Source organism: Zeaxanthinibacter sp. PT1 (assembly GCF_028464225.1).
In the GTDB taxonomy this organism is placed as follows: Bacteria; Bacteroidota; Bacteroidia; order Flavobacteriales; family Flavobacteriaceae; genus Zeaxanthinibacter.
In genome coordinates, this window is record NZ_JAQPCN010000001.1 from 1,581,669 (window position 1) to 1,603,751 (window position 22,083).

Consider the following 22,083-nt stretch of genomic DNA (forward strand, 5'->3'; position numbering starts at 1 on the left):
TTGGGTGCGTTTAACAAATATAAAAATTGTTTCGCACAAAGCGCTAAAATTAGTAAAACCTTGCCTTTTTATATGAATTCCAAGGATATCCGTTCTACCTTTTTAAATTTTTTTCAGGATAAAAAACACAAGATCGTGCCCTCGGCCCCAATGGTTATGAAGGACGATCCCACGCTGATGTTCACCAATGCCGGGATGAACCAATTTAAAGAGTTTTTTCTTGGGATAAATACACCTGCTAACAGCAGGGTGACGGATACACAGAAGTGCCTCAGGGTGAGTGGTAAACACAACGATCTGGAAGAGGTTGGTAAAGATACCTATCACCATACGATGTTCGAGATGCTCGGGAACTGGAGTTTTGGTGATTACTTTAAGAAAGAAGCTATAGAGTGGGCCTGGGAATTACTTACAGAAGTTTACGCTATAGACAAGGATCGCCTGTATATTTCGGTTTTTGAAGGCAGTGGAGATGCGGATCAGCTATCCCTGGACCAGGAGGCTTATGAGCTTTGGAAAAATATTGTGCCCGAAGATCGTATCCTGATGGGGGATAAGAAGGACAATTTTTGGGAAATGGGCGACCAGGGTCCTTGTGGCCCTTGCTCAGAAATCCATGTAGACCTTCGCTCTTCAGAAGAGCGGAAGAAGGTGTCCGGGGCCTCATTGGTTAACCAGGACCATCCATTGGTAGTGGAAATATGGAACCTGGTGTTCATTCAATACAACAGGAAAGCGGATGGAAAGCTGGAACCACTTCCCGAGAAACATGTGGATACGGGGATGGGCTTTGAACGCCTGTGCATGGTATTGCAAGGGAAGCAATCTAATTACGATACAGACGTATTTATGCCCCTTATTCGAGAAATTGAAACCATCACCAATTCTGAATACCAGGAGAAAGAGGATGTTGATATTGCTATCCGGGTTATTGCAGATCATATCAGGGCAGTAGCCTTTGCCATAGCGGACGGTCAACTTCCCAGTAATACTGGTGCGGGTTATGTAATACGCAGGATACTTAGGAGGGCTATACGGTATGGATTTACCTACTTAGGTACAAGTACACCCTTTATGTATAAACTCGTTAAAGTTCTTTCGGACCAGATGGGAGAAGCATACCCGGAACTTAAGAGTCAAAAGCAATTAATAGAGAACGTTGTCCAGGAAGAAGAGCAGGCGTTTTTACGCACCTTAGAACAGGGTTTAGTACTCCTGGATAGTATGATCTCGGGTATGGAGGGTAAGATGCTGGACGGCCGTAAAGCTTTTGAGTTATACGATACTTTCGGATTTCCGATTGATCTGACAGCCTTGATCCTAGAAGAAAAAGGATATCAGTTAGATGTTTCCGGTTTTGAAGCTGCGATGAAGGAGCAGAAGAATCGGTCTAAAAAAGCCTCCGAAGTTTCTACCGGGGACTGGACCACCCTACTAAGTGATAAGGAGCAGGAATTTGTGGGCTATGACACCCTGGAATCCAACGTGAAATTGGTGAAATATCGTAAGGTGGTTTCCAAGAAAGAAGGGGAGCAATACCAGCTGGTATTCAATCTTACGCCATTTTATCCTGAAGGTGGTGGGCAGGTAGGTGACAAGGGTTACTTAGAACTCCCCAATGGCGATGTGATTTATATCCTTGACACCAAACGAGAAAATAACGAGATCGTCCATTTCGCTGAATCTCTTCCCGGAGATACCTCTGCCATATTAAAGGCCGTGGTTGACAAGAATCAAAGAAAACGAACAGCCCGGAACCACAGCGCTACGCACCTGTTACACCAGGCTTTAAGAGACATATTGGGAACTCATGTGGAACAAAAAGGTTCTGCCGTTCATTCAAAATACCTGAGATTTGATTTTTCACATTACAGCAAATTAAGCGAGGAGGAGATTCGGCAGATAGAACAATTTGTCAATGCCAGGATATCCGAACAACTGCCCCTGAAAGAGGAGCGAAGTATCCCTATGGATAAGGCTCTTGAAGAAGGAGCCATAGCATTATTCGGCGAAAAATACGGGGATTCTGTACGGACAGTCCGTTTTGGACAGTCGATCGAATTATGTGGTGGAACTCACGTGGCCAATACCGGAGACATCTGGCATTTTAAAATCACTTCGGAGGGAGCAATAGCTGCAGGTATAAGACGTATTGAAGCTATCACCTCTGATGCGGTTAAATCGTATTACCAGGAGAATAACGAAACACTGTCAGAGATAAAGAACATGCTCAAAGGCCCTAAGGATGCTATTAAAGCTGTGGCATCTCTCCAGGAGGAGAACAGCCAGCTTAAAAAACAGATCAGCGAGCTGCTAAAAGATAAGGCCAAGAACTTAAAGTCCGAATTGATAAGTGAACTGGAGGATCACAATGGAATTCGTTTCCTTGCCCAGAAAGTAGATCTGGATGCAGGGGGGATTAAGGATCTTTCTTTTGAAATCGGAAGTAAAGAAAGTAACCTTTTCCTCTTACTGGCTTCTGATCAGGGAGGGAAAGCAATTCTTTCATGCTATATATCTAAATCTCTGGTTGAGGAAAAAGGACTTAATGCCGGGACCATTGTTCGTGAATTGGGCAAGTATATCCAAGGAGGGGGTGGCGGACAGCCGTTCTTTGCGACTGCAGGCGGGAAAAACCCCGGGGGAATAGAAGAAGCCCTTAAGGCGGCTAAGCAGTATATCAACTGATATGGAACTTCTGACCATGGTGCCGATAAGTAGTTCGGGCAATCCGATCGATTACCGATCCAGGGTGCTTGTACTGGGTTCCTGTTTCGCGGAACATATGGGTAGTAAACTTGAATACTTCCAATTCCGGAACCTGCGTAATCCATTTGGTATCATTTACCAGCCCCAGGCGATTTATGAACTGGTAAGAAGGTCCCTGGAACGGGATTATTTCACCGGAGAAGAACTCTTTAAACTCAATGAGCGATGGCATTGCTTTGCGGTGCATTCAGACCTCAGCAACCCGGATAAGGAAGCACTTTTGCAAAACCTGAACCAAGGCCTGGACGACACGGCATCCTATCTCCAAAAAGCCACCCATATCTTGATCACGTTGGGTACTTCATGGGTCTATAGGTACAAAAGAACTGGGAAGCTAGTCGCCAATTGCCATAAGGTGCCCCAACGCGAATTTCAAAAAGAACTGCTAACCCAGGCGGTAATCACAGGCTACCTGGATCAATTAAGTCAATTGTTGCGAAAAAGAAATTCCCGCATTCATCTCACCTTCACCGTCTCACCGGTAAGGCACCTCAGGGACGGTTTTGTTGAGAACCAACGAAGTAAAGCCCAGTTGATATCGTCAGTGCACCAGCTGAAAGGGGTTTCGTATTTCCCTTCTTACGAATTGATGATGGATGAATTGAGGGACTATCGGTTTTACACGGCAGACATGGTGCATCCTAACGAAATCGCTATTAATTATATATGGGAGCGCTTCAGGGTGAGCTCAATAGCGGCAGACGCCTATCCAATTATGGAGCAGGTAATGGCTATCAGGAAGGGTATGGCCCATCGGCCGTTCAATCCTGATTCACAGACCCATCGTGCTTTCCTTTCCTCCCTGGAACAGAAAATCATGGTTCTCAGGGACTCGTACCCGTTCATGAAATTTTAGGCATTTACCGGACCAGGGACTGGTCTACCAATGCTAAACCGTCATCGATCAGGTGACCGAGATTGGGATTTTCTTCTTTTACCTTGTTGAGATGAGCTGCTATTTCTTCAGCAAACTCCTGGTTATTACTTTCAACGGCAAGCTCGTAAAGTTCAACGGAGAGTAACCAATCTTTTGGATAGTGCGAAACCAGTTCCTTGAATACCTTGTTCCTGGAAACCGTCGTGTTAATTCCTTCCCGGAAATGACGTATCTGCTCGTACAGTGATGCGAGCTTTTTACGTTCAGGGGACCGATTATCTTTGGGCGGAGTCTGGGAGATTTCGTGGGTGATCAGATCAAAACTTTGCAGATCTGCAGGCCCATTGTAGGCTGATACAATTCTCTCACCTACAGCCATACTGTATAGGTTCTCATTGGAGGCGAAGATCACTTTCTCTTCATGGTTGACTTTGCAATTACGGAAGGTGATCAGGATAATTTCTCCTTTAAGGTTCCTGGTGCCGGTGACTATTTCACCTTCTATGGTAACACCACCTTCAAATTCCAATTTTACGGTTTCTCCTTCGTAAATATTGTAGGCCTTGAGGTCTACAGGACTCATATCTTCTATCGGGAGATTAATTCCTTTTAATTTTCCTATAGGCGTACCGAATCCGGAGCTGTGGTGGCGTGTGCTGTGGCCTACCAATTCCCTGTCTCTGAATGCTAATGCTGCAGGCCCAACTGCTTGCACATAAACCGGGTTACCTTCATGAGCGATGACTTCTTTAAATACTCCTGAAATCTGCAAACCTGTATTGAGCTCCACCGTGCCTAAAGCTTCGGAATGGATTAATTTTCGGACAGCTTCTAATCCTCCTTTTCTCAGCGCCATGGTATTCGCAAATTCTTCCAGTACCTGGCTGAGGTAGGCAAAGTCCGGAGTGACAAATAATTGCGGTTGTGGTTTAGTGATATCAAAGGATGTCTGTGCTGCCTCGATGGAATACGGTATTTTTTTTACTTTCTCAGTCATACACCAGGCGCTCTCGCCTATGGAAGAGAGCAATCCCGCCCCGTAGATCTTGGGGTCATCTATACTGCCGATCAGGCCGTATTCTACTGTCCACCAGTGCAGGTTACGGATAAGGGCCATTTCACTGGGTTCCCCCATGTTTTCCTGTAAGTATTCTATGTGCTTTTCGGCCTTCTCTATCTCATCTTCGGGAGTGTCTTCGGCTTCTTTAATGATTGATAAGTGCCGTACCGCTTCGTAAAGCTCATAGTCCCTTGCGCTGGATATGGCCTTACTGCCAATTTCACCAAAACGCCTCAGGTATTCGGAATACTCCGGGTTTGCAATAATGGGGGCATGCCCGGCTCCCTCATGGATAATGTCCGGGGCAGGGGTGTATTCTATGTGGTTAAGTTGTCTTATGTCTGAGGCAATCACCAGTACATTGTAAGCCTGGAATTCCATAAACGCTGATGGAGGTATAAAGCCATCTACGGCAACAGCGGCCCAACCGATCTCCTTTAGAATACGGTTCATCCCATACATGTTGGGTATATGATCTATACTGATCCCGGTTTTCTTCAGGCCGTCCAGGTAAGAGGAATGAGCAACCTTGCTCAGGTAGTCCACGTTTTTACGCATCACATATCGCCATACTGCCTGGTCTACGGCCGTATAGGAATCGTAATGTTGTGGCTTTATATATTGCTTTAAATGCTTGGGTAACTTGTCCAGAATAGGATTACTCTCGTACGACATTCGTTCAAAATTTTCTCTTGTAAAGATACAAAAAACCGCCCGAAAGGGGCGGTGAATTTTTAATTGGCAGCAACAGTATTTGGAGGATATTCTGATAGTATCTCACTGACAAATTCCTTAATCCTCGCTTCTTTCTTTTCAATATTGCCTGAATAGTTCAAAGAGCCTATACCGCGACCTTGCCATACGAGTTCTTTGGTCCTGGCATCGATCAGGTCTATAAATAATGAGCCTTCGGTTCGCGTAGAGACGTTGTAGCCTCCGTACCCGGGCCAGCCATAGAAACCGTAAGGATTCCAGGCACCCCAGCCCCAACCCCAGCCCCAGCCCCATCCAAGGCCAAACCTGTTGTTGTAAACGTCTACTCTTTCTTTCTCCCTGGTAAAGATACTTACCAGGATATCCGGTTCCTGTGATTTAATGAATCCCCTGGCGTTCATTTCCGATTCAATGGCTCTCAGGATGCGCTTTTTGTCAAGATCAGAGATCTCTGCCTGGTCTATGCCTGTCTTATAGAAGGCATAGCTTTTGTAGGTGTTAAAATCGGCCTTGGTATCATAATCAGTGGCTACACGAACAGAAACACAGGCGCTGACTACCAGCAATAGCAGTACCGGAAGTCCAATTAGTTTAATTTTTTTCATAGTATTTTTTTTAAAGAACGTATTGTTAAAAAGTCACAAATACCATGCCGAAAACCTAATTTTAGTAGCTGTTCGTTTTCGCGTCATAGCCATAAGGACAGTGCCTGCAGCCGCTTTCACAACAATAACCTCTCTTTAGCAGATACTGTGCTGTGAAAACCCTGTATCCTTCTTTGGTAAGGTAGTAATCTCCTTCCTCGGCAGGGATGGATTTCTTCATGGGGATATGTTTTAAGATACAAAATTACGGAATTATCAATTGAAAGATGTTTGTGCCCATATGTAGTGATTGTAAGTCAGAATTAACGATTTAACGTTAAATCTTGCTCCAAAACATGGATTTGCAGCTAGTTTGGCATTATACCTGTAACTTTATATAACCTAAAAAGGAAGTATTTCATGATCGTGGTATTCAGACCAATCTTTCTCAAGAATTATGTAGGCCTGTCCCTATGGCCGCTGATCATACTCAAGGCTGATGCCTTACGAGCAGATTCGGTACTCATTAACCATGAAAAGATCCATTTGAGGCAGCAACGCGAATTACTGATTATCCCTTTTTACCTTTTTTACTTCACCGAGTGGTTAATTCGTTTGCTGTATTATCGCAATGCCTACAATGCTTATAAAAATCTGAGCTTTGAAAAGGAGGCGTACCATAATGAAACGAACCTGGACTATCTGAAAACTCGGAAACCCTTTACATTTATTAAATATCTTTGAGGCGATGGGCCTTAGCTTTCCTATTATAGTGACTACACAGAGTGTTGAACTTTCGGTATTGGAAGACGCAGACGTCGTCTTGGATATCCGGCGGGAAGATCTTATTCACCCGCTGATTTCGGGAAATAAATACCGCAAGCTGAAATATAACCTTATTGAGGCCAAGGAAAGGGGAGTGACTACTTTACTGACTTTTGGCGGCGCCTATTCTAACCATATTGCTGCCACTGCATGTGTGGGTCGTGAATATGATTTCAGGACCATTGGAATTATCAGGGGAGAAGAACTGTCTGTAAAAACAGATCAGAACCCAACACTTACACTTGCTGCTAAAAATGGCATGGCCCTGGAATTTATCAGCCGTGAAAAGTACAGGCAGAAGAACAGCCCGGAATTCCTGCAGGCCATGGAGCAGCGCTATGGTGATTTTTATTTGCTGCCGGAAGGTGGAACCAATAGTCTCGCGGTTAGAGGCTGTGAGGAAATATTAAGTTCGGAGGATGAACATTACGGGTATATCTGCAGCAGTGCCGGAACCGGGGGAACCCTTGCCGGGCTGATAAATGCATCGTTTAAACATCAGCAGGTCATTGGTTTTCCCGCTCTGAAGGGTTCTTTTTTAAATAAAGATATTTGTAACTTTGCCCGGAACCCAAATTGGTGCCTGGAAGAAGATTACCACTTTGGCGGGTATGCCAAAATAAATAAAGAGCTCATCCATTTTATTAACGACTTCAGGGAACAAACCGGAATTCCGCTTGATCCTGTTTATACCGGGAAAATGATGTATGGAATCCTGGACAAGGTCAGCAAGGGGGATTTCCCCAGGGGGAGTAAGATATTGGCCATACATACCGGGGGCTTACAGGGAATTGCAGGAATGAATGAAAAACTGATGAAAAAGAATCTGCCTACACTATGTCTATAAGATCATTAGTGCTTGTGATGGTTTTACTTGTCTTCTTGTCCAGTTGTGGTTCCAAGAAGCGTACCACCTACAAAAAACCCGAACGTACTGTTACGGAGCAAGCCAGCATTAAAAATCCTTCGGTCGAAGAAAAGAGTGATTACCCTATGCCAGTGGACGATGGCAAATTTGTTTCAATCGCTATAACTGATATCCAGGATTATATCAAAACCTTTTCCGAGATCGCTCAATTTGAGATGAAAGCCTATGGTATTCCGGCTAGTATCACCTTAGCGCAGGGTATACTGGAGAGTGGATACGGACAGGGCGAACTCACCCGTAAAACCAATAATCATTTTGGGATTAAGTGCCATACAGGGTGGAATGGCGCCTATGAATCACATGACGATGATGAGAAAGGGGAATGTTTCAGGAAATACAACCACCCGATGTATTCCTTCAGGGATCACAGTATTTTTTTATCTACCAGGGCCAGGTATGCCTCCTTATTTGACTTGCGAAGAGATGATTACAAAGGTTGGGCTCACGGTCTTCGCGCAGCGGGATACGCTACAGACCGGCGTTATCCTCAAAAGCTGATCGACTTCATAGAGCGATACCAATTATATAAATACGACCAGGAAGTATTACAGGATGGTTACAGTGTGAAGAGAGAACCTAAGGCGGTTTTTTATTCCCGTCACACCGTACAAAAAGGAGATACTCTATACTCCCTATCGAGGAAATATTTTATATCTGTTCCAGATCTTATGGAGCTTAATAACCTGAAGGATCACAAGCTGGCGATAGGCCAGGTTCTAAAGATCCGCTCAGAACATAGCAGACAATAATATGAGATATCAACGAAGCAGCGCCCTTTTTAAAGAGGCGCAGCAATATATACCCGGCGGAGTCAATTCGCCCGTAAGAGCATTCAAGGCAGTGGGAGGGAACCCGGTCTTTGTAAAAGAAGCCAAAGGCGCTTATTTCTATGATGAAGATGGTAATAAGTATATAGACTTCATCGCTTCCTGGGGCCCACTTATATTTGGCCATGCCTACCAGCCTGTACTCGATGCACTTATCGAGAGTGCAAAAAAAGGAACATCCTTCGGGATGCCCACAGAATTGGAGACCCGGATCGCTAAACTGGCGGTTTCCATGGTTCCCGGGATAGACAAGATACGTTTTGTGAATAGTGGGACGGAGGCTTGTATGAGTGCCGTACGCCTAGCACGGGGTTTTACCAAGAAGGAGAAAATTATAAAATTTGCCGGTTGCTACCATGGCCATGCCGATGCATTTCTGATCCAGGCAGGTAGTGGAGCGGTTACATTTGGTAGCCCGAACAGTCCGGGGGTAACCAAAGGAACTGCGAAAGATACGCTGCTGGCCTCTTATAACGACCTATCACAAGTAGAAGAGTTGGTTAAAGCCAATCAAGGTGAGATTGCAGCCATTATCCTGGAGCCGGTAGCCGGAAACATGGGGTGCATCCCCCCTAAAGAGGGTTTTATAAGTGGACTCCGTTCACTTTGTGACAAAGAAGGAATACTGCTTATTTTTGATGAAGTGATGACAGGGTTCCGCCTGGCAAAAGGAGGTGCCCAGGAAGTGCTGGGGACACTAGCCGATATCGTGACCTTTGGCAAAGTCATCGGTGGCGGACTCCCAGTAGGTGCTTTTGCTGCCAGGGCAGAAATCATGGATCACCTGGCGCCAAGCGGACCCGTGTACCAGGCCGGTACACTCAGTGGTAATCCATTGGCGATGAGTGCAGGATTTGCCATGCTGAAGGCTTTAAATGAAAACCCGGCAGTATTTACAAGCCTTGAGGATAAGGCAACGTATCTACAGGAGGGAATGAAGCCCATACTGGATAAAAAAGGGGTTCCGTACCGGATCAACCGTTTTGGTTCTATGATTTCACTGCATTTTTCTGAACAAGAGGTGATCGATTTTGCCAGTGCAGCGGCATGTGATCACGATCTGTTCAATAAATATTTCCACGGAATGCTGAACAGGGGGGTATACCTTCCTCCCAGTGCATTTGAAAGTTATTTTCTCAATGATGCCATTAGCATGGATGACTTGGACCATGTTCTTACGGCATTCGCTGAGACTATAGACAGTTTATAGTTTTTATTCCAGGAATACTTATAACAACAAGGGCGCGGAATAACCGCGCCCTTGTCTTTCAGAACCAAATTTAAGTTCCTTAAATCATTGTACAAATTCCAGTTGGACCACTGCTTCAGGTGTGAGTTCTTCGGCCTCAGCATTTTTTACAGCATCTGCAATGACATCTTCCCGAGTAGGTTCAGGTTCTGTCAGTTCGTAGATGCCAATGGCTGCCAGGAAACAAACAAAGTAGAGCAGGCTTTTGATTTTGTAGGACATAATTTGGGGTTTTAATACAACTAAGATAGGGTCTTGAAATACACAGACCGGCAGTATGTTGTGAACCCACTGCATTTTGCTGTTAACTATCTAAAAGTTGTGGTAAAAGTTAAACAACCTTCGTTCACACCGGAAACAGCCTGCATTTCATCGGTGAAATTCACGATTTAAAGCTGTGTTGGTCTCCTTACTTCCTGATACTAGTCGACTTATGTTGTTAAACTAAACCTAAAATTGTAACAATCCGGTTCGTTACTAGTCTATTTAAGTATAAAACCATTCATCATTAAACAATCAAAAAATGAACCTCATCCTATTATTTAGTGGCCTTTTACTGCTGGGCAGTAATTCCACACCGCACGACCCAATCAACAACACATCTGAATCCGATGTGGAAATAGTAACTACCTCTTTCCTAATCACACACCAGGCCCTCGTGGAAACGTGGAGGGAAAACGAGAACCCATGGGGGCTGGAAAGGGGACTTTCAGTAGCAGAATATCGCGAACCTGATCTTAGCGAGATCATTTTTATCGAGGAGGAAGAAGATATTGATCTGGGCTTTGATACCAGTCTGTACCTGCCCGAAAATTTTGATCCTTACAGTGCACCTGCAGATCCAATGAGTGTATCTTTTATTGAGGATGAAGAGCAAGACCTGGATCCTGAAATCGATACCAGCTTATTCCTGCCAGTAGGCTTCGATCCTTATGCGCCGTATAGCGAACCGATCAGAATCACAGTCAGGGGGATAAAGTGTGCCACTGGTAAAATATCCAACACAACGGTTTCATCCTTTTAGGAAAGAAACAGCCCCAAATGTTATGATCTTGAATTAGCGGACCTCCCTTCGGGGAGGTTTTTTCATTTTAGAACATCAATGGAATCACCCATTCAAAAAGCATTACCAGGAGCACAACGGCAATAAGGTTAAGAATAATACCAACCCGTGCCATTTGGTGCACCTGTATATACCCGCTGGCAAAAACAATGGCGTTGGGTGGGGTAGCCATAGGAAGCATAAATGCACAGCTACTCGCAATAGTGACCGGAATTAAGAGGTGAAGCATTGGTATATTTAAGCCTATAGCTATACCCGCAACAACAGGTGCTAATACCGCTACCAAAGCTACATTGCTCATCAGCTCTGTCATAAAAAGCATCAGGAAGATCAACATGGCCGCGGTAACCAGAATACTGACATTGCTAGTCGCAATGGCTGCTGATACCATATCGACGATCCCGCTTACAGACATGCCGTTGGCAAGAGCCAATCCTCCTCCGAACAAGATCAGGATCCCCCAAGCCAACTTCTCGGTATCCTGCCAACCCAGTATAAAATCTCCTTTTTTATAATTAAAGGGAATAGCAAACAGCGAGATAGCGCCCATCATGCTGATCAAAGTATCTGAAAGTTCGAGCCATGGGAAAATCCCGTTGATAACGGTACGGAAAATCCAGAGGAATACGGTAAGCCCGAAAATGCTCAACACCATTTTTTCTTTACCAGTAGTGGGGCCGAGTTTTTCTAACTCGTCCTGTATCACTTCATGGGAAGCGTCAAATTTCAGTTGCTTGTTAGGAAACATCCATTTAACAAGGACCAGGTAACAGATGGTTAGCAATACTATAGAAAACGGCAGTCCGAGAGTCATCCATTTTAAGAAAGAGATCTGGATATTATATTCATTTTCTAAAAGGCCGATCAAGACAGAGTTAGGAGGTGTGCCGATAACCGTGGCAATACCACCGGCGTTAGCCGAAAAGGCAATTCCGAGCATAACACTTAATGCAAAATTCTGATCGTCTTTTGTAAACCCATCGGCATCATTAATCAATAATTTTATCACCGATAAAGCAATCGGTAACATGACCACTGTACTGGCGGTGTTGCTGATCCACATGCTTAGGGCAGCAGTCGCGATCATAAAACCGAGAACCACCCTGTTTGGGGTTGTTCCTGTGATCCTGATGATGTTTAAGGCGATCCGTTTATGCAGATTCACCTTTTCCAGAGCCAGAGCTAGTACAAACCCACCAAAGAAAAGGAAGATGATAGGGCTACCGTAGTTAGCGCCAACTTCGCCTATAGGCATTATCTTCAGTAGGGGAAAAAGAAATAGTGGTAAAAGGGCTGTGACGGAGATTGAAACTGACTCTGTTATCCACCAGGTGATCATCCACAGAGCTACGGCTATCACCCGGTCCCCGGAATCAGAAACCAGGTCAAAGGGTAGCATCAGGATCAGGAAGAAAAGAGCAGGCCCCAACAGGAGACCTATTTTTTTGCTGAGGGCCATAATTAAAGTTTGGTCCTAAACTAGTTTTTTTCCCTTAGTAAATAAAATAATAATTAGGCTACCATGGTTCCCATGCCACCGTATTCAGGTCGTGATCAAGGGCTCCGTAAAGAAGTTGATCACCCTCCGGGCTGGCATATTTTGCAACTAAATACAGTTTACCTTCTTTTTCGATAAAAGAAGGTACTTGTTTGCCGGGATACTGAAGGGATATAAGTTGATCACCCTGGGCGTTAAATTTTCGCAAGAACCGATCACTGGAAATGATGAATGTATCCCTTAAACTGACCAGTCCCTGGTTGTTGAGGGTATTCTCGTAAAAATGTGATCTGATGATATTACCAGAGCTATCTGTAACCAATAGTTCCCCCAGACCATAGAGCACGTAATTTCCGTTGGATAAACGGGCCATATCAAATGCGCCGTTCAGATCTGCAGTGGAAATAATCTTCTCGGTAAGCATAGAATTATCATAGATTTTATAGCTGATTAATTCTAAAGCCTCATCCAGGAATATTAGTGTGGGGCTATAATCGGCGATAAAGGGCTTGCTGTCATTCTTTATAAAACTCCCGCCAAATGCCACGTAACCGTTTTCTGTCTTGATCAAATTCCCGATATGTGAATCATTCTCGCCGACCTGGTGCAGAATCCGCTTAAATGAATCTCCCATAGCATTCCGCATGTCAATAGCGGCTTTATTTAATGCGCCATCTTTAATTGAACCATAGAATAAGAGGTTGCCGTTATCAGCAAGGTAACCATAGCTTACCTGGTCGGCAGAATTCAGCTGACCAGACAGGTTCCAATCAGCATCGTAATTAACTTCCCGGGATCCATAAAAACCGTTCAAGGTTCTTGAAAAATGAAATCCACGAACACCGCCCTGGAGAAACCAGCTAAAGGCATTATTCCCTTCGTAAGTTTGATCTCCGAGGTAATGTGCATCCTCCATCATAGAGGAACCCAGGGAGTGATAATAGAATTTATTTCCTTCTAATCCCCCTTCGTCTTTAAGGACTGTTATAGCATATAAACTTCCGGTATGGCTATCTAACCCAAAATCTATAGGATTAGCAGTATACCCTTGCGGAACCTCTGGATAAACGAAATTAGGACCAACAACCTGTATAGTGGTGCTGAAGGTATCCGAAGTATTCCCTTCCCCTGAAACCGTAAGACTCAGTTCGTAGCTCCCGGCTTCTTCGTAAAATATAGTGGGTTGATTTTCGGTGCTAGTCATCCCATTTCCAAAATCATACAGGTAGGACTGTGCACCCTCTGAGCAATTCGTAATAGTCAAGGAGGCTCCGGCCATAATGCTGTTCTGAGAAAGCTGGAAGCAGGCGCGAAGCTCGGTTTCCCCCAACAAAGGTGGCTCCGGAGACAATTCCGTCTCTTTGTCCATGCTGCAGGAGTACAATAGTACAACCGTTGCCATTAGCAATGAGTAGCGTTTCATAAGGGTAGCAGATTTGGGATCTATTACTCTAAAACGCTAAATGGAACGATTATATTTAAAATTTTCGACAAGCGGTAATCCGGGCGCCTATAAATTCACCCAAACTTAAAAAATGCCTATGCCGGGTATCAGGACTGCAGGCTGACCACAAGCTCATCTTCCTCCTTGGAAACCTTGGTGAGCCCGTGCTTATTCAGGCCTTTGAGGCCTTTATCCCAAGCCTTGTTGCTGAGCCCGGCCTTTTCTTTTAGTGCCTCCAGTGACATCTTTCCTTCCGATTTTAATATATCCAGGATTACTTTTTCATTATCACTGAGCTGCAGTGGTTTTTTCTCCGGGCGCATTTGCGGGAAGAATAATACTTCCTGTATGGATGAATTATTGGTCAGCAGCATCACAAGCCTGTCTATCCCGATTCCTATCCCGGAGGTAGGTGGCATCCCATATTCCAGGGCTCGCAGAAAATCCTGGTCGATGAACATGGCCTCATCATCTCCTTTTTCGGATAATTTAAGCTGTTCTTCAAATCTTTTTCGCTGATCGATGGGATCATTCAACTCTGAGTACGCATTAGCGAGCTCCTTACCATTTACCATCAATTCAAAACGCTCGGTTAGCGCAGGGTTGTCCCTGTGTTCCTTGGTGAGCGGACTCATCTCCTTGGGGTAATCTGTTATAAAGGTGGGTTGTATGTAATGTTTTTCGCAATGCTCCCCGAATATTTCATCGATGAGTTTCCCGATACCCATACTGTCATCTGCTTCTACATCCAGCTTTTTAGCAACTTCGCGAAGTTCAGATTCATTTAAACCTGCTACATCGTATCCTGTGTGCTGCCTGATCGCTTCAAGGATAGGTACCCTAGGGTAAGGAGCTTTAAACTCGATCTCCTTATTCCCTACAGTAATTTTGGTGCCTCCCGTGGCATCGACAGCAACTTTTTCTAATAATTGTTCCGTGGTTTCCATCATCCACAGGTAATCCTTGTAGGCCACATACAGTTCCATTACCGTAAATTCCGGGTTGTGGGTCCTGTCCATTCCTTCATTTCGGAAATCCTTGGAGAATTCGTAGACGCCGTCAAACCCTCCAACGATCAGTCTTTTCAGGTATAATTCGTTCGCTATCCTGAGGTATAATGGGATGTTGAGTGCGTTGTGATGGGTAAGGAATGGCCTGGCCGCGGCGCCCCCTGGGATGGGTTGCAAGATTGGTGTCTCCACTTCCAGGTATCCTCTCTGGTTAAAGAAATCACGGATACTGTTGGTTATCTTGGTCCTTTTTATAAAAGTGTCCTTGACGGATGGATTAACCGCAAGGTCTACATAGCGCTGGCGATATCGTTGTTCCGGATCATTGAATTTATCGTAGGTATTACCTTCCGCATCCTTTTTAGGAAGGGGTAGGGGACGAAGGGCTTTACTGAGTAAAGTAAATCCCTTGACGAGGATGGTTTTTTCTCCAACCTGGGTCGTGAATAACTCACCCTCCACCCCGATGATATCACCAATGTCTAATAGTTTCTTGTATACGTCATTGTACAGGGTTTTATCATCTCCGGTACAAATCTCATCGCGGTTAAAGTAAACCTGTATCCGACCGGTACTGTCCTGTAATTCGGCGAAGGAGGCTTTACCCTGTATACGCCTGGACATCAGCCTGCCCGCAACTGTTACGTGTTTGCCTTCTTCGTAGTTTTTCCGGATACTTTCAGACGTATGGTCTACCGGGTATAATGCAGCAGGGTATGGGTTGATCCCGGCCTCCCGCAATTTGGATAATTTCTCCCTTCTAATAACTTCTTGTTCGGACAGTTGCATAAGCGCGAATTAAGTCTGCAAATATAGCGACTTAGCCCAAATCTTTCAATGCCGGGCAGTCGAATGTTCGTTGAAGTGGATAAAGTTTGAAATTGGGGTGTAACAAAAGCCATATTTAATCGTCATACAGTTGTCATCAATCAATCCCTCCCGGGATAATCAAATCAAAATTTATGAGTTTTTGGCGCGTTCTTCTCGCTATTCTATTTCCTCCCCTTTCTGTAATTGGCAGGGGTTGCGGTTCTATCCTAATCGTATTTCTTCTCACCCTGTGTGGCTGGGTTCCAGGTGTGATCGCGGCCCTGGTCATCCTGAATAATCCCAACGGATAGTCGTACCTTTGCACTATCTGAAGAGTATTTAGTATGAACAAGCGGATAACCGTTGAGGAATTAGGACTTAAAGACTATAAGGAAACCTGGGATTACCAGGAAGAGTTGTTTCAAAAGATCGTTGATCTCAAGATTGCGAATAGGAGAAACAATACCGAAGTATCTACACCCAATTATTTTCTTTTCGTAGAACATCCGCACGTGTTTACACTGGGAAAGAGCGGAGATATGTCCAATCTCCTGGTCGATGAACAGCAGTTAAAGGAGCACAACGCTAAATTCTATAAAATCAACCGGGGTGGAGATATAACCTATCACGGCCCGGGTCAGATCGTTGGTTATCCCATCCTGGATCTCGACAACTTCTTTACGGATATACATAAATACCTGCGTTTTCTCGAGGAAATGGTGATCAGGACATTAACGGATTATGGCCTTAAGGCGACCAGGTCTGAAGGTGAAACCGGAGTCTGGCTGGATGTTGGAACTCCCTTTGCCCGAAAAATCTGCGCTATGGGGGTGAGAGCGAGCCGATGGGTTACTATGCATGGATTTGCCCTGAATGTAAATGCAAACCTTGGGTATTTTGACCTTATGATTCCCTGTGGTATAAAGGATAAGGCAGTAACTTCCCTGAATGCAGAGCTCGGACGGGCAGAAATACCCATGGAGGAAGTGAAGGAAAAATTACTTTTCCATTTTAAAGCATTATTTGAAGCGGAATTAGAGCGGGATGCTGCGGCAACCTGATCGGTTTATTATTTCGAAAAGGCCGTCAATTCCATCTTCCCGATAGCATTCCCTTTTTTATTATAACTCTCCTGTTTGATCACCCCGATTCCTTCAGCCAGCCAGGTTCGTGATGGAAATGTCTGCTTGCCCATCATCATTTTGGTGCTGGTCTCGCTATAGATCACGAAACAATCAAAAGTGCCGGCCGGAGTGGTAACAGTTTCTTTTTTCTCCACTTTACGGTTAATGGTCTCCACATTCATGTTCATATTCATAGCTCCCATGCTCATCTTCATGTTAAGGTTGGCATCATTGAGTGACTGGCCAACGGCAAGGTTGTTGGGCAGCTCCAGGTCAGTGCCGCTTAGCTCTACGTCCATTTCCTTGAATTGTTCTATCATCTGTTGATTCATCAGCGATTTAAAATCGATATGCACTACATTATCCTTACATCGTACCTCGTATTCTGACTGCATTACTTCTTCCCCATCCGGGTCCTTCAGGGACATTTGCATGACTGCCGTGGTGCCGTCCGAGTTATTTTCTGAGCTGATCACTTCATAGGTTATAGTTCCGTCGGGTTTGTCCTTCTTATCGTAATTGGTATATTCTAAGGAAGTTCCTTCCTGAAGTGGATAATACTTACTGCAATCTTGTCCAATAATACTAGAGAAGCATAACAGTAATAATATGAATAAAGCAGTTTTTGTTTTCATGATCTTAAGAGATTAGGTTTTTATGAATTCAACTCGGCGATTCTTAGATTTTCCTTCAGTAGTAGTGTTATCGGCAATCGGTTCTTTTTCACCCTTACCTTCTGTAGTCAGCCTTCCGGCGTCAATGTTATAAATAGTTACCAGGGCATCCCTGACCGATGCTGCGCGATCTGCCGAGAGCTGCAAATTGGTTTCATCTGATCCATCAGCATCTGTATGTCCAACGATAAGTAACTTCATATCGTTTTCCTGTTGTAACACCTGGGAGATTTGTCGTATGATACCCATGGATTGTGGTTTGATCTCTGCGGAACCGGAATCAAAAATGATCCCGTTGGTGGACACCGATCCATCAGCTATTAATTTTTTACGTAGGTCCAGGCCGCCTTCGGCTACCTTGAGGTTCTTGATAAATAGCCGCTCTTTCCCGTCCTTAAAATGGAGTAGTTCAAACTTCAACGTTGAGGGCCTGTTTTCCAACGAAATCATCCTGGGGATATCTACATACTTGGACTCGTCAACCCAAAGTCTAAAACGCTGTTGATTTACAGCTATAGAGACGTGGGGCTGGGCAATGACTTTGTTCCGGATATCCGCCTGTATGTTGTTGTTGATGTCTGCATGATTCCTGACATGGAAACCTACAGGGTGATATTGACAGAATGGAATATCTACTGTAATATCCTTTCCATTTTTAAAACCGGGAGTATTGGATAGAATGACCCGAAATTTTGCCGAGGAACTGGTCTGCCTATCAAGCCCTGTCGCCAAGACATCAAATTCGATTGTATATTCATCAGGGAGTGCGGGAACATCCGGAATATAATAGGTGTTGTACCCCGGGATCATTGAAAACCATTTCTCGTTATTTTGGTTTATACTTACAACCTCTCCGCCCCCGTTCGTATTCCATTTGGAAGGGAAGTCTCCTATAAAATCATTACCGAAGTCATCGTAAAAGATGGGCTGGTCTCCCGGGACGTAATCAAATTTACTATAAACTTGAATGGTCTCCGGCGTGCTGCCGCTCTCAGGTAGCTTATTTTGATCGTTTCCCGAGGGAGCAATGATTTCCGGATTTCCGGGTTCAGGTCCTGTGGGGGTGGTTTTAGAGCCCGGTTCAAGGATACTGTCAAGGGCAGCATCCGTTTTCTTTTCTGTTTCGCGCTCAACGCGTCTTTCGATTGTTCTTTCGGCAGCTCGTTCTGCTTTTTTGCCTAATTTTTTAAGCAATTGGGCCTCCAGCCGGGGGACACATAGAAACACCATTAGCAGAAGCGCCAGTACGGGGTATTGGCTTCTGATTTTCATGGTACGTCATTTTAATGCCTATTAAAGATAGCTAAAAACACTGATTCTTACTATATTATTGTGTGGTTTGCGGTCCTTGCCTGATAACCGGAAACCACTAACCTTATTGCTGGCTGTAGATTACAATATCAGAATCTCCTTCAATGGTGACCAAATCCGGTTTTCCATCTGTATTCCAGTCGGCCAAATCTGCCACTGAGCTTCCATATACCGGGTAACCGGGTAGATGGTTTCCTTTATTATCTAAAAGAAAAACCTGCCGGGATTGCAGATCTGTGACCGTGATTAATACCTTTTTACCCAGTGTATGTATTAGGGGTCTTGAATATACCCCGTAATCCAGTGAAACTTGGCGGTTGCCTATCGCTATAAGATTTTCATTGGTGTAGGTAAGGATATTACCTTCTGCCGCCCACCCGTGATCAGCAGCTAAGTTCAATTGGCGTTCCGTGATTTTTCCCCTTGAATCAATCAGGATCATGTTCCCGTCTTTTTCGGTTATGGCGAATTTACCCGTGTACTCAAATACTTCGTTGTCCGAAAAATCCAGTTTCCTATTGACCGGGATCCTGGTTTTGCCTACCCGGCTGAGTATTTCCAGCTGGCCGTTCTCCAGCAGGAAGACCAGGTAATCCCTGCCCGAAATCCTGAAGTGTTTAGGTGCTTTTAAAATTGGGCTGGGCGCTGCAGTGTATTTAAATCCTTTTACGATCTTCCCTTTTGAGTTATACATCTTTACTGTTTCACCCTGGGTCACCACCAACCTGTAGTCGCGATTCTTGTTATAGTCAAAGACGGCCAGTGGATTCAGATTACCCCCGGCATAAGTGAAAGTGAAAGGAGCCACTTCTTTACCGTTCCTATCCAGGATTAGGAATTGCTGGTCTGTGGTAAAAGCTAGTTGTAGTCTTCCGTTTTTGTAAAGATCCACCTGGTGGATCTTTCCCTGTATCGGGCCGTCGAGTTGCTTTGTCCAGCGTACACCGCTCTGAGGGTCGATCAGGTAAAGCCGATAATTTTCGTCCTGAACCACAACTTCTTTTTTGCCGTTGAGGTGGTTGGTTACAAATTGAGGATCCGTTATGCCTTTGGATTGTAAACTGAATTTGGTCTTATTCCAATTCTTGTCGCGATTACCTTCAGCTTGTTCTTCTTGTGCGAGCAGGGTGGTGTGAAAATAATTGTCCTCTGCAATGAGTTGTAATGCAAATATGTAATCACTTAACCCGGCGCTATGAAATATAACTGGGGTGGGTATACTTAGACCATCTTCTGCTATGCGCTCTAAACCCTTTTGGGATGCAATGAGCATCATATTACTTTCATCGGCGAGCGAGGTCTGTACTACTTTATAGCCAGGGTTATGAGCAAAGGTAGATTTACGGCTGTATGAAGCGATGATATCCTGTATGGTTTCACTATCCTGGCCAAAAATGAATGTGTCCTCCAGTACAGTGTAAAAACGGGGACTAAAATTGGTGATAAATGGATTGAAAGTATTGGCCAGTATATCGTTCTCACGCAATTCAAAAATCTCGCTTCCCTGTATATTGTTAGTTGTGATGCTGTAGGTGGCTAATAATTCGTTGAGGTTCTCTGCACCATAGGTGTGCAACATAACAGCTTTGGAGCTCTCAAAATATACGATTCCTAATTCTTCCACGGCCTGGAATCCTCCTGTGATTTTGAGGGTGTCTCGTAATGCGTTAAGATTGTTATCCAGGATCTTTTTATGCTGAAAAGCAAAACTGACCATGGCAAGGATATTATCTGGGGCTATAGCGGGAGTTTTGGAAGGGAGCGTGCCGGTGTCGCGTAGCAGGGATGCTAGGCTGCTGCTAGAATCGCTAATTATGCCGACCCCGTTTAAGCGTAAACTTGTTAGTGATATCTCCGTGTCAAGGGCTAGCCAATCTGATAGTAGTGGAAGCTGTGTTTCACCTGTCGAAACAGGGCTATAAGAGACAAAGGGATTCTTGCGGGTCAATTTCAGGAAGATATTAGAGCTCTTTTTCAGATTCGCGGTTTCGTACAGTGTTTTCAGGATCTGATCTGTTTCGGTATGCGCTGCGCTAACATTGTCTTTTAACAGGGCCAGGGAGTTACTCATTTTAAATATTCCCCGGTCCCGGGTAGTGAAGAAAAGGAGATCCTCTATCTCGTATTTTATAAAATCATGACCGGCAGATGTGATGGTTTCAATGCTTTTGTTTTTTGCTGATGAGGTGAGAATACTGTCGGGTGCTTGTCTTGACAGGTACAGGTAGGCCAATGAATCCTCATGGCTTCCCGATAATGCCAGTAATTGCTCTCCTTTTGATGCGTTTAATGAAATTCCGCTGAGCAAACCAGCGACCTTCTTAGTCAATTTTTCTTTTATGGCCGATTGAACCAGTTCGCTGGAATTTAGTTCGGAGATAAGATTTTCCCTATCGTTTATTTTTATAAGCACCGAAGATTCTGAGGGTATGTGTGCTAATATATCTTCGGAAGAAATTCGCTCCTGGGTACACCCGATGCTAAAAATAATGAGAAGGAAAGTGAAAATTCTACGCGACATTAAGGGCTGGAGGTTTTTATAAAACTACAATATTACAACTCAAATTTTAGTTGTCTTGGCAATAACTGGAAACTCTTCCGGTGGTATGGAGAGATGCCGTACTTTTTGATCGCTTCACGATGCTCTGCCGTAGGGTATCCTTTATTTTTTATCCAATTATACATGGGGTACTCCTCGTGAATTTGTTCCATATAGGCGTCCCGATAAGTTTTGGCAAGGACAGAGGCAGCCGCAATGCTGAGATATTTGCCGTCTCCTTTTATTACACATTCATATGGGATAGTACCGAAGGGTTTAAACCGGTTGCCATCGACGAGGATTTTCTGCGGATTTTGTTTAAGGACGGAAAGCGCATCGTGCATGGCCTGGATAGAGGCGTTTAAAATGTTTATCTCATCGATACATTCTGGCTGAAGATGAGCCACTCCGAAAGTCACTGCATTTTCCTCGATCAGTGGCCTGATCAGGTTGCGCTTGCGGACACTTAATTGTTTGGAGTCGTTAAGTTCCTCATATACAGTTTCCCCATCCAGGATTACAGCGGCTGCGGTAACCGGTCCGGCCAGGCAACCCCGTCCTGCTTCGTCGGTTCCTGCGATTATTAAAGAAGGGTTAAATCGTGTTAGCATGCGGCCGCAAAATATGAAGAAAAGGTTAATTGTGTTAATGTTTCAGCGCCGGATTTGGAAATGTTGGAAATGCGGAAATGTTCCACGAATTGTGTTAAAAATCTAGCATTATTAGAGAAACCTTGCAAATTATATAAAAGAGTAAGATATTCGCCGACTGATAATC

At 44.5% G+C, this 22,083-nt stretch carries 20 protein-coding genes; 9 read left to right on the forward strand and 11 right to left on the reverse strand.

Annotated features, from left to right (window positions below):
* Positions 1 to 72: 72 nt before the first annotated feature.
* Positions 73 to 2,688 carry an alanine--tRNA ligase gene (gene alaS, locus PP178_RS06920; protein ID WP_272593577.1) on the forward strand — a complete coding sequence of 872 codons (2,616 nt, stop codon included), beginning with the start codon at positions 73 to 75 and terminating at the stop codon, positions 2,686 to 2,688.
* 1 nt (position 2,689) lies between these two features.
* Positions 2,690 to 3,625, forward strand: a complete 936-nt coding sequence (locus PP178_RS06925; protein ID WP_272593578.1) for a GSCFA domain-containing protein — start codon at positions 2,690 to 2,692, stop codon at positions 3,623 to 3,625.
* A gap of 4 nt (positions 3,626 to 3,629) precedes the next feature.
* On the opposite strand, the gene PP178_RS06930 is transcribed toward PP178_RS06925, so the two are convergent.
* From PP178_RS06930 to PP178_RS06940, 3 genes are all read right to left on the reverse strand, one after another.
* Positions 3,630 to 5,381 (reverse strand): aromatic amino acid hydroxylase, encoded by a 1,752-nt coding sequence (locus PP178_RS06930; protein ID WP_272593579.1) that lies wholly within the window; start codon positions 5,379 to 5,381, stop codon positions 3,630 to 3,632.
* 59 nt (positions 5,382 to 5,440) lie between these two features.
* Positions 5,441 to 6,025 (reverse strand): DUF4136 domain-containing protein, encoded by a 585-nt coding sequence (locus PP178_RS06935; protein WP_272593580.1) that lies wholly within the window; start codon positions 6,023 to 6,025, stop codon positions 5,441 to 5,443.
* Positions 6,026 to 6,086: 61 nt separating this feature from the next.
* On the reverse strand, positions 6,087 to 6,245 hold the full coding sequence (locus PP178_RS06940) for a DUF5522 domain-containing protein (RefSeq protein ID WP_272593581.1): 159 nt from the start codon (positions 6,243 to 6,245) through the stop codon (positions 6,087 to 6,089).
* 179 nt (positions 6,246 to 6,424) lie between these two features.
* Here PP178_RS06940 and PP178_RS06945 point away from each other — a divergent pair, with 179 nt between their 5' ends.
* From PP178_RS06945 to hemL, 4 genes are read left to right on the forward strand one after another with little or no spacing between them, the layout of a single operon-like run.
* Positions 6,425 to 6,748 (forward strand): hypothetical protein, encoded by a 324-nt coding sequence (locus tag PP178_RS06945; RefSeq protein WP_272593582.1) that lies wholly within the window; start codon positions 6,425 to 6,427, stop codon positions 6,746 to 6,748.
* 4 nt (positions 6,749 to 6,752) lie between these two features.
* On the forward strand, positions 6,753 to 7,676 hold the full coding sequence (locus PP178_RS06950) for a 1-aminocyclopropane-1-carboxylate deaminase/D-cysteine desulfhydrase (RefSeq protein WP_272593583.1): 924 nt from the start codon (positions 6,753 to 6,755) through the stop codon (positions 7,674 to 7,676).
* A complete protein-coding gene (locus PP178_RS06955; RefSeq protein ID WP_272593584.1) occupies positions 7,667 to 8,506 on the forward strand; it encodes a glucosaminidase domain-containing protein in 840 nt (279 codons plus the stop codon). Before PP178_RS06950 ends, PP178_RS06955 begins: the two co-directional genes overlap by 10 nt.
* 1 nt (position 8,507) lies before the next feature.
* The gene (gene hemL / locus PP178_RS06960; protein ID WP_272593585.1) at positions 8,508 to 9,794 is read left to right on the forward strand and encodes a glutamate-1-semialdehyde 2,1-aminomutase; all 1,287 of its coding nucleotides are present in this window, start codon (positions 8,508 to 8,510) and stop codon (positions 9,792 to 9,794) included.
* 84 nt (positions 9,795 to 9,878) lie between these two features.
* Here hemL and PP178_RS06965 read toward each other — a convergent pair whose 3' ends face one another.
* Positions 9,879 to 10,055 (reverse strand): hypothetical protein, encoded by a 177-nt coding sequence (locus PP178_RS06965; protein ID WP_272593586.1) that lies wholly within the window; start codon positions 10,053 to 10,055, stop codon positions 9,879 to 9,881.
* 301 nt (positions 10,056 to 10,356) lie between these two features.
* On the opposite strand from PP178_RS06965, the gene PP178_RS06970 reads away from it, so the two are divergent.
* The gene (locus PP178_RS06970) at positions 10,357 to 10,857 is read left to right on the forward strand and encodes a hypothetical protein (RefSeq protein WP_272593587.1); all 501 of its coding nucleotides are present in this window, start codon (positions 10,357 to 10,359) and stop codon (positions 10,855 to 10,857) included.
* A 67-nt stretch (positions 10,858 to 10,924) separates the two neighbouring features.
* Here PP178_RS06970 and PP178_RS06975 read toward each other — a convergent pair whose 3' ends face one another.
* From PP178_RS06975 to lysS, 3 genes are all read right to left on the reverse strand, one after another.
* The gene (locus PP178_RS06975; RefSeq protein ID WP_272593588.1) at positions 10,925 to 12,355 is read right to left on the reverse strand and encodes an SLC13 family permease; all 1,431 of its coding nucleotides are present in this window, start codon (positions 12,353 to 12,355) and stop codon (positions 10,925 to 10,927) included.
* Positions 12,356 to 12,413: 58 nt separating this feature from the next.
* The gene (locus PP178_RS06980) at positions 12,414 to 13,817 is read right to left on the reverse strand and encodes a PKD domain-containing protein (protein WP_272593589.1); all 1,404 of its coding nucleotides are present in this window, start codon (positions 13,815 to 13,817) and stop codon (positions 12,414 to 12,416) included.
* A gap of 128 nt (positions 13,818 to 13,945) precedes the next feature.
* Positions 13,946 to 15,637 (reverse strand): lysine--tRNA ligase, encoded by a 1,692-nt coding sequence (gene lysS, locus PP178_RS06985; RefSeq protein WP_272593590.1) that lies wholly within the window; start codon positions 15,635 to 15,637, stop codon positions 13,946 to 13,948.
* Between the two features lie 173 nt (positions 15,638 to 15,810).
* Between lysS and PP178_RS06990 the strand changes: the two genes are divergently transcribed.
* Both PP178_RS06990 and lipB read left to right on the forward strand, forming a co-directional pair.
* Positions 15,811 to 15,969, forward strand: coding sequence for a YqaE/Pmp3 family membrane protein (locus tag PP178_RS06990; protein ID WP_133643408.1), 159 nt, complete (start codon positions 15,811 to 15,813; stop codon positions 15,967 to 15,969).
* A 33-nt stretch (positions 15,970 to 16,002) separates the two neighbouring features.
* Positions 16,003 to 16,719 (forward strand): lipoyl(octanoyl) transferase LipB, encoded by a 717-nt coding sequence (lipB, locus tag PP178_RS06995; RefSeq protein WP_272593591.1) that lies wholly within the window; start codon positions 16,003 to 16,005, stop codon positions 16,717 to 16,719.
* Positions 16,720 to 16,727: 8 nt separating this feature from the next.
* On the opposite strand, the gene PP178_RS07000 is transcribed toward lipB, so the two are convergent.
* The 4 genes from PP178_RS07000 to PP178_RS07015 all read right to left on the reverse strand — a co-directional run bounded on the left by PP178_RS07000 (position 16,728) and on the right by PP178_RS07015 (position 21,917).
* Entirely contained in the window at positions 16,728 to 17,417 is a 690-nt protein-coding gene (locus PP178_RS07000; protein WP_272593592.1) for a TapB family protein, read from the reverse strand.
* Positions 17,418 to 17,429: 12 nt separating this feature from the next.
* A complete protein-coding gene (locus PP178_RS07005) occupies positions 17,430 to 18,728 on the reverse strand; it encodes an OmpA family protein (RefSeq protein WP_272593593.1) in 1,299 nt (432 codons plus the stop codon).
* Positions 18,729 to 18,831: 103 nt separating this feature from the next.
* Positions 18,832 to 21,288, reverse strand: a complete 2,457-nt coding sequence (locus tag PP178_RS07010) for a hypothetical protein (protein WP_272593594.1) — start codon at positions 21,286 to 21,288, stop codon at positions 18,832 to 18,834.
* Between the two features lie 32 nt (positions 21,289 to 21,320).
* Positions 21,321 to 21,917 (reverse strand): ribonuclease HII, encoded by a 597-nt coding sequence (locus PP178_RS07015; protein ID WP_272593595.1) that lies wholly within the window; start codon positions 21,915 to 21,917, stop codon positions 21,321 to 21,323.
* Between the last annotated feature and the right edge of the window lie 166 nt (positions 21,918 to 22,083).

What these genes read in the sequence shown, in the direction of transcription:
- alaS (WP_272593577.1), top strand. Translation starts at nt 73, where the DNA reads ATGAATTCCAAGGATATCCGTTCTACCTTTTTAAATTTTTTTCAGGAT.
- PP178_RS06925 (WP_272593578.1), top strand. Translation starts at nt 2,690, where the DNA reads ATGGAACTTCTGACCATGGTGCCGATAAGTAGTTCGGGCAATCCGATC.
- PP178_RS06930 (WP_272593579.1), bottom strand. Translation starts at nt 5,381, where the DNA reads ATGTCGTACGAGAGTAATCCTATTCTGGACAAGTTACCCAAGCATTTA.
- PP178_RS06935 (WP_272593580.1), bottom strand. Translation starts at nt 6,025, where the DNA reads ATGAAAAAAATTAAACTAATTGGACTTCCGGTACTGCTATTGCTGGTA.
- PP178_RS06940 (WP_272593581.1), bottom strand. Translation starts at nt 6,245, where the DNA reads ATGAAGAAATCCATCCCTGCCGAGGAAGGAGATTACTACCTTACCAAA.
- PP178_RS06945 (WP_272593582.1), top strand. Translation starts at nt 6,425, where the DNA reads ATGATCGTGGTATTCAGACCAATCTTTCTCAAGAATTATGTAGGCCTG.
- PP178_RS06950 (WP_272593583.1), top strand. Translation starts at nt 6,753, where the DNA reads ATGGGCCTTAGCTTTCCTATTATAGTGACTACACAGAGTGTTGAACTT.
- PP178_RS06955 (WP_272593584.1), top strand. Translation starts at nt 7,667, where the DNA reads ATGTCTATAAGATCATTAGTGCTTGTGATGGTTTTACTTGTCTTCTTG.
- hemL (WP_272593585.1), top strand. Translation starts at nt 8,508, where the DNA reads ATGAGATATCAACGAAGCAGCGCCCTTTTTAAAGAGGCGCAGCAATAT.
- PP178_RS06965 (WP_272593586.1), bottom strand. Translation starts at nt 10,055, where the DNA reads ATGTCCTACAAAATCAAAAGCCTGCTCTACTTTGTTTGTTTCCTGGCA.
- PP178_RS06970 (WP_272593587.1), top strand. Translation starts at nt 10,357, where the DNA reads ATGAACCTCATCCTATTATTTAGTGGCCTTTTACTGCTGGGCAGTAAT.
- PP178_RS06975 (WP_272593588.1), bottom strand. Translation starts at nt 12,355, where the DNA reads ATGGCCCTCAGCAAAAAAATAGGTCTCCTGTTGGGGCCTGCTCTTTTC.
- PP178_RS06980 (WP_272593589.1), bottom strand. Translation starts at nt 13,817, where the DNA reads ATGAAACGCTACTCATTGCTAATGGCAACGGTTGTACTATTGTACTCC.
- lysS (WP_272593590.1), bottom strand. Translation starts at nt 15,637, where the DNA reads ATGCAACTGTCCGAACAAGAAGTTATTAGAAGGGAGAAATTATCCAAA.
- PP178_RS06990 (WP_133643408.1), top strand. Translation starts at nt 15,811, where the DNA reads ATGAGTTTTTGGCGCGTTCTTCTCGCTATTCTATTTCCTCCCCTTTCT.
- lipB (WP_272593591.1), top strand. Translation starts at nt 16,003, where the DNA reads ATGAACAAGCGGATAACCGTTGAGGAATTAGGACTTAAAGACTATAAG.
- PP178_RS07000 (WP_272593592.1), bottom strand. Translation starts at nt 17,417, where the DNA reads ATGAAAACAAAAACTGCTTTATTCATATTATTACTGTTATGCTTCTCT.
- PP178_RS07005 (WP_272593593.1), bottom strand. Translation starts at nt 18,728, where the DNA reads ATGAAAATCAGAAGCCAATACCCCGTACTGGCGCTTCTGCTAATGGTG.
- PP178_RS07010 (WP_272593594.1), bottom strand. Translation starts at nt 21,288, where the DNA reads ATGTCGCGTAGAATTTTCACTTTCCTTCTCATTATTTTTAGCATCGGG.
- PP178_RS07015 (WP_272593595.1), bottom strand. Translation starts at nt 21,917, where the DNA reads ATGCTAACACGATTTAACCCTTCTTTAATAATCGCAGGAACCGACGAA.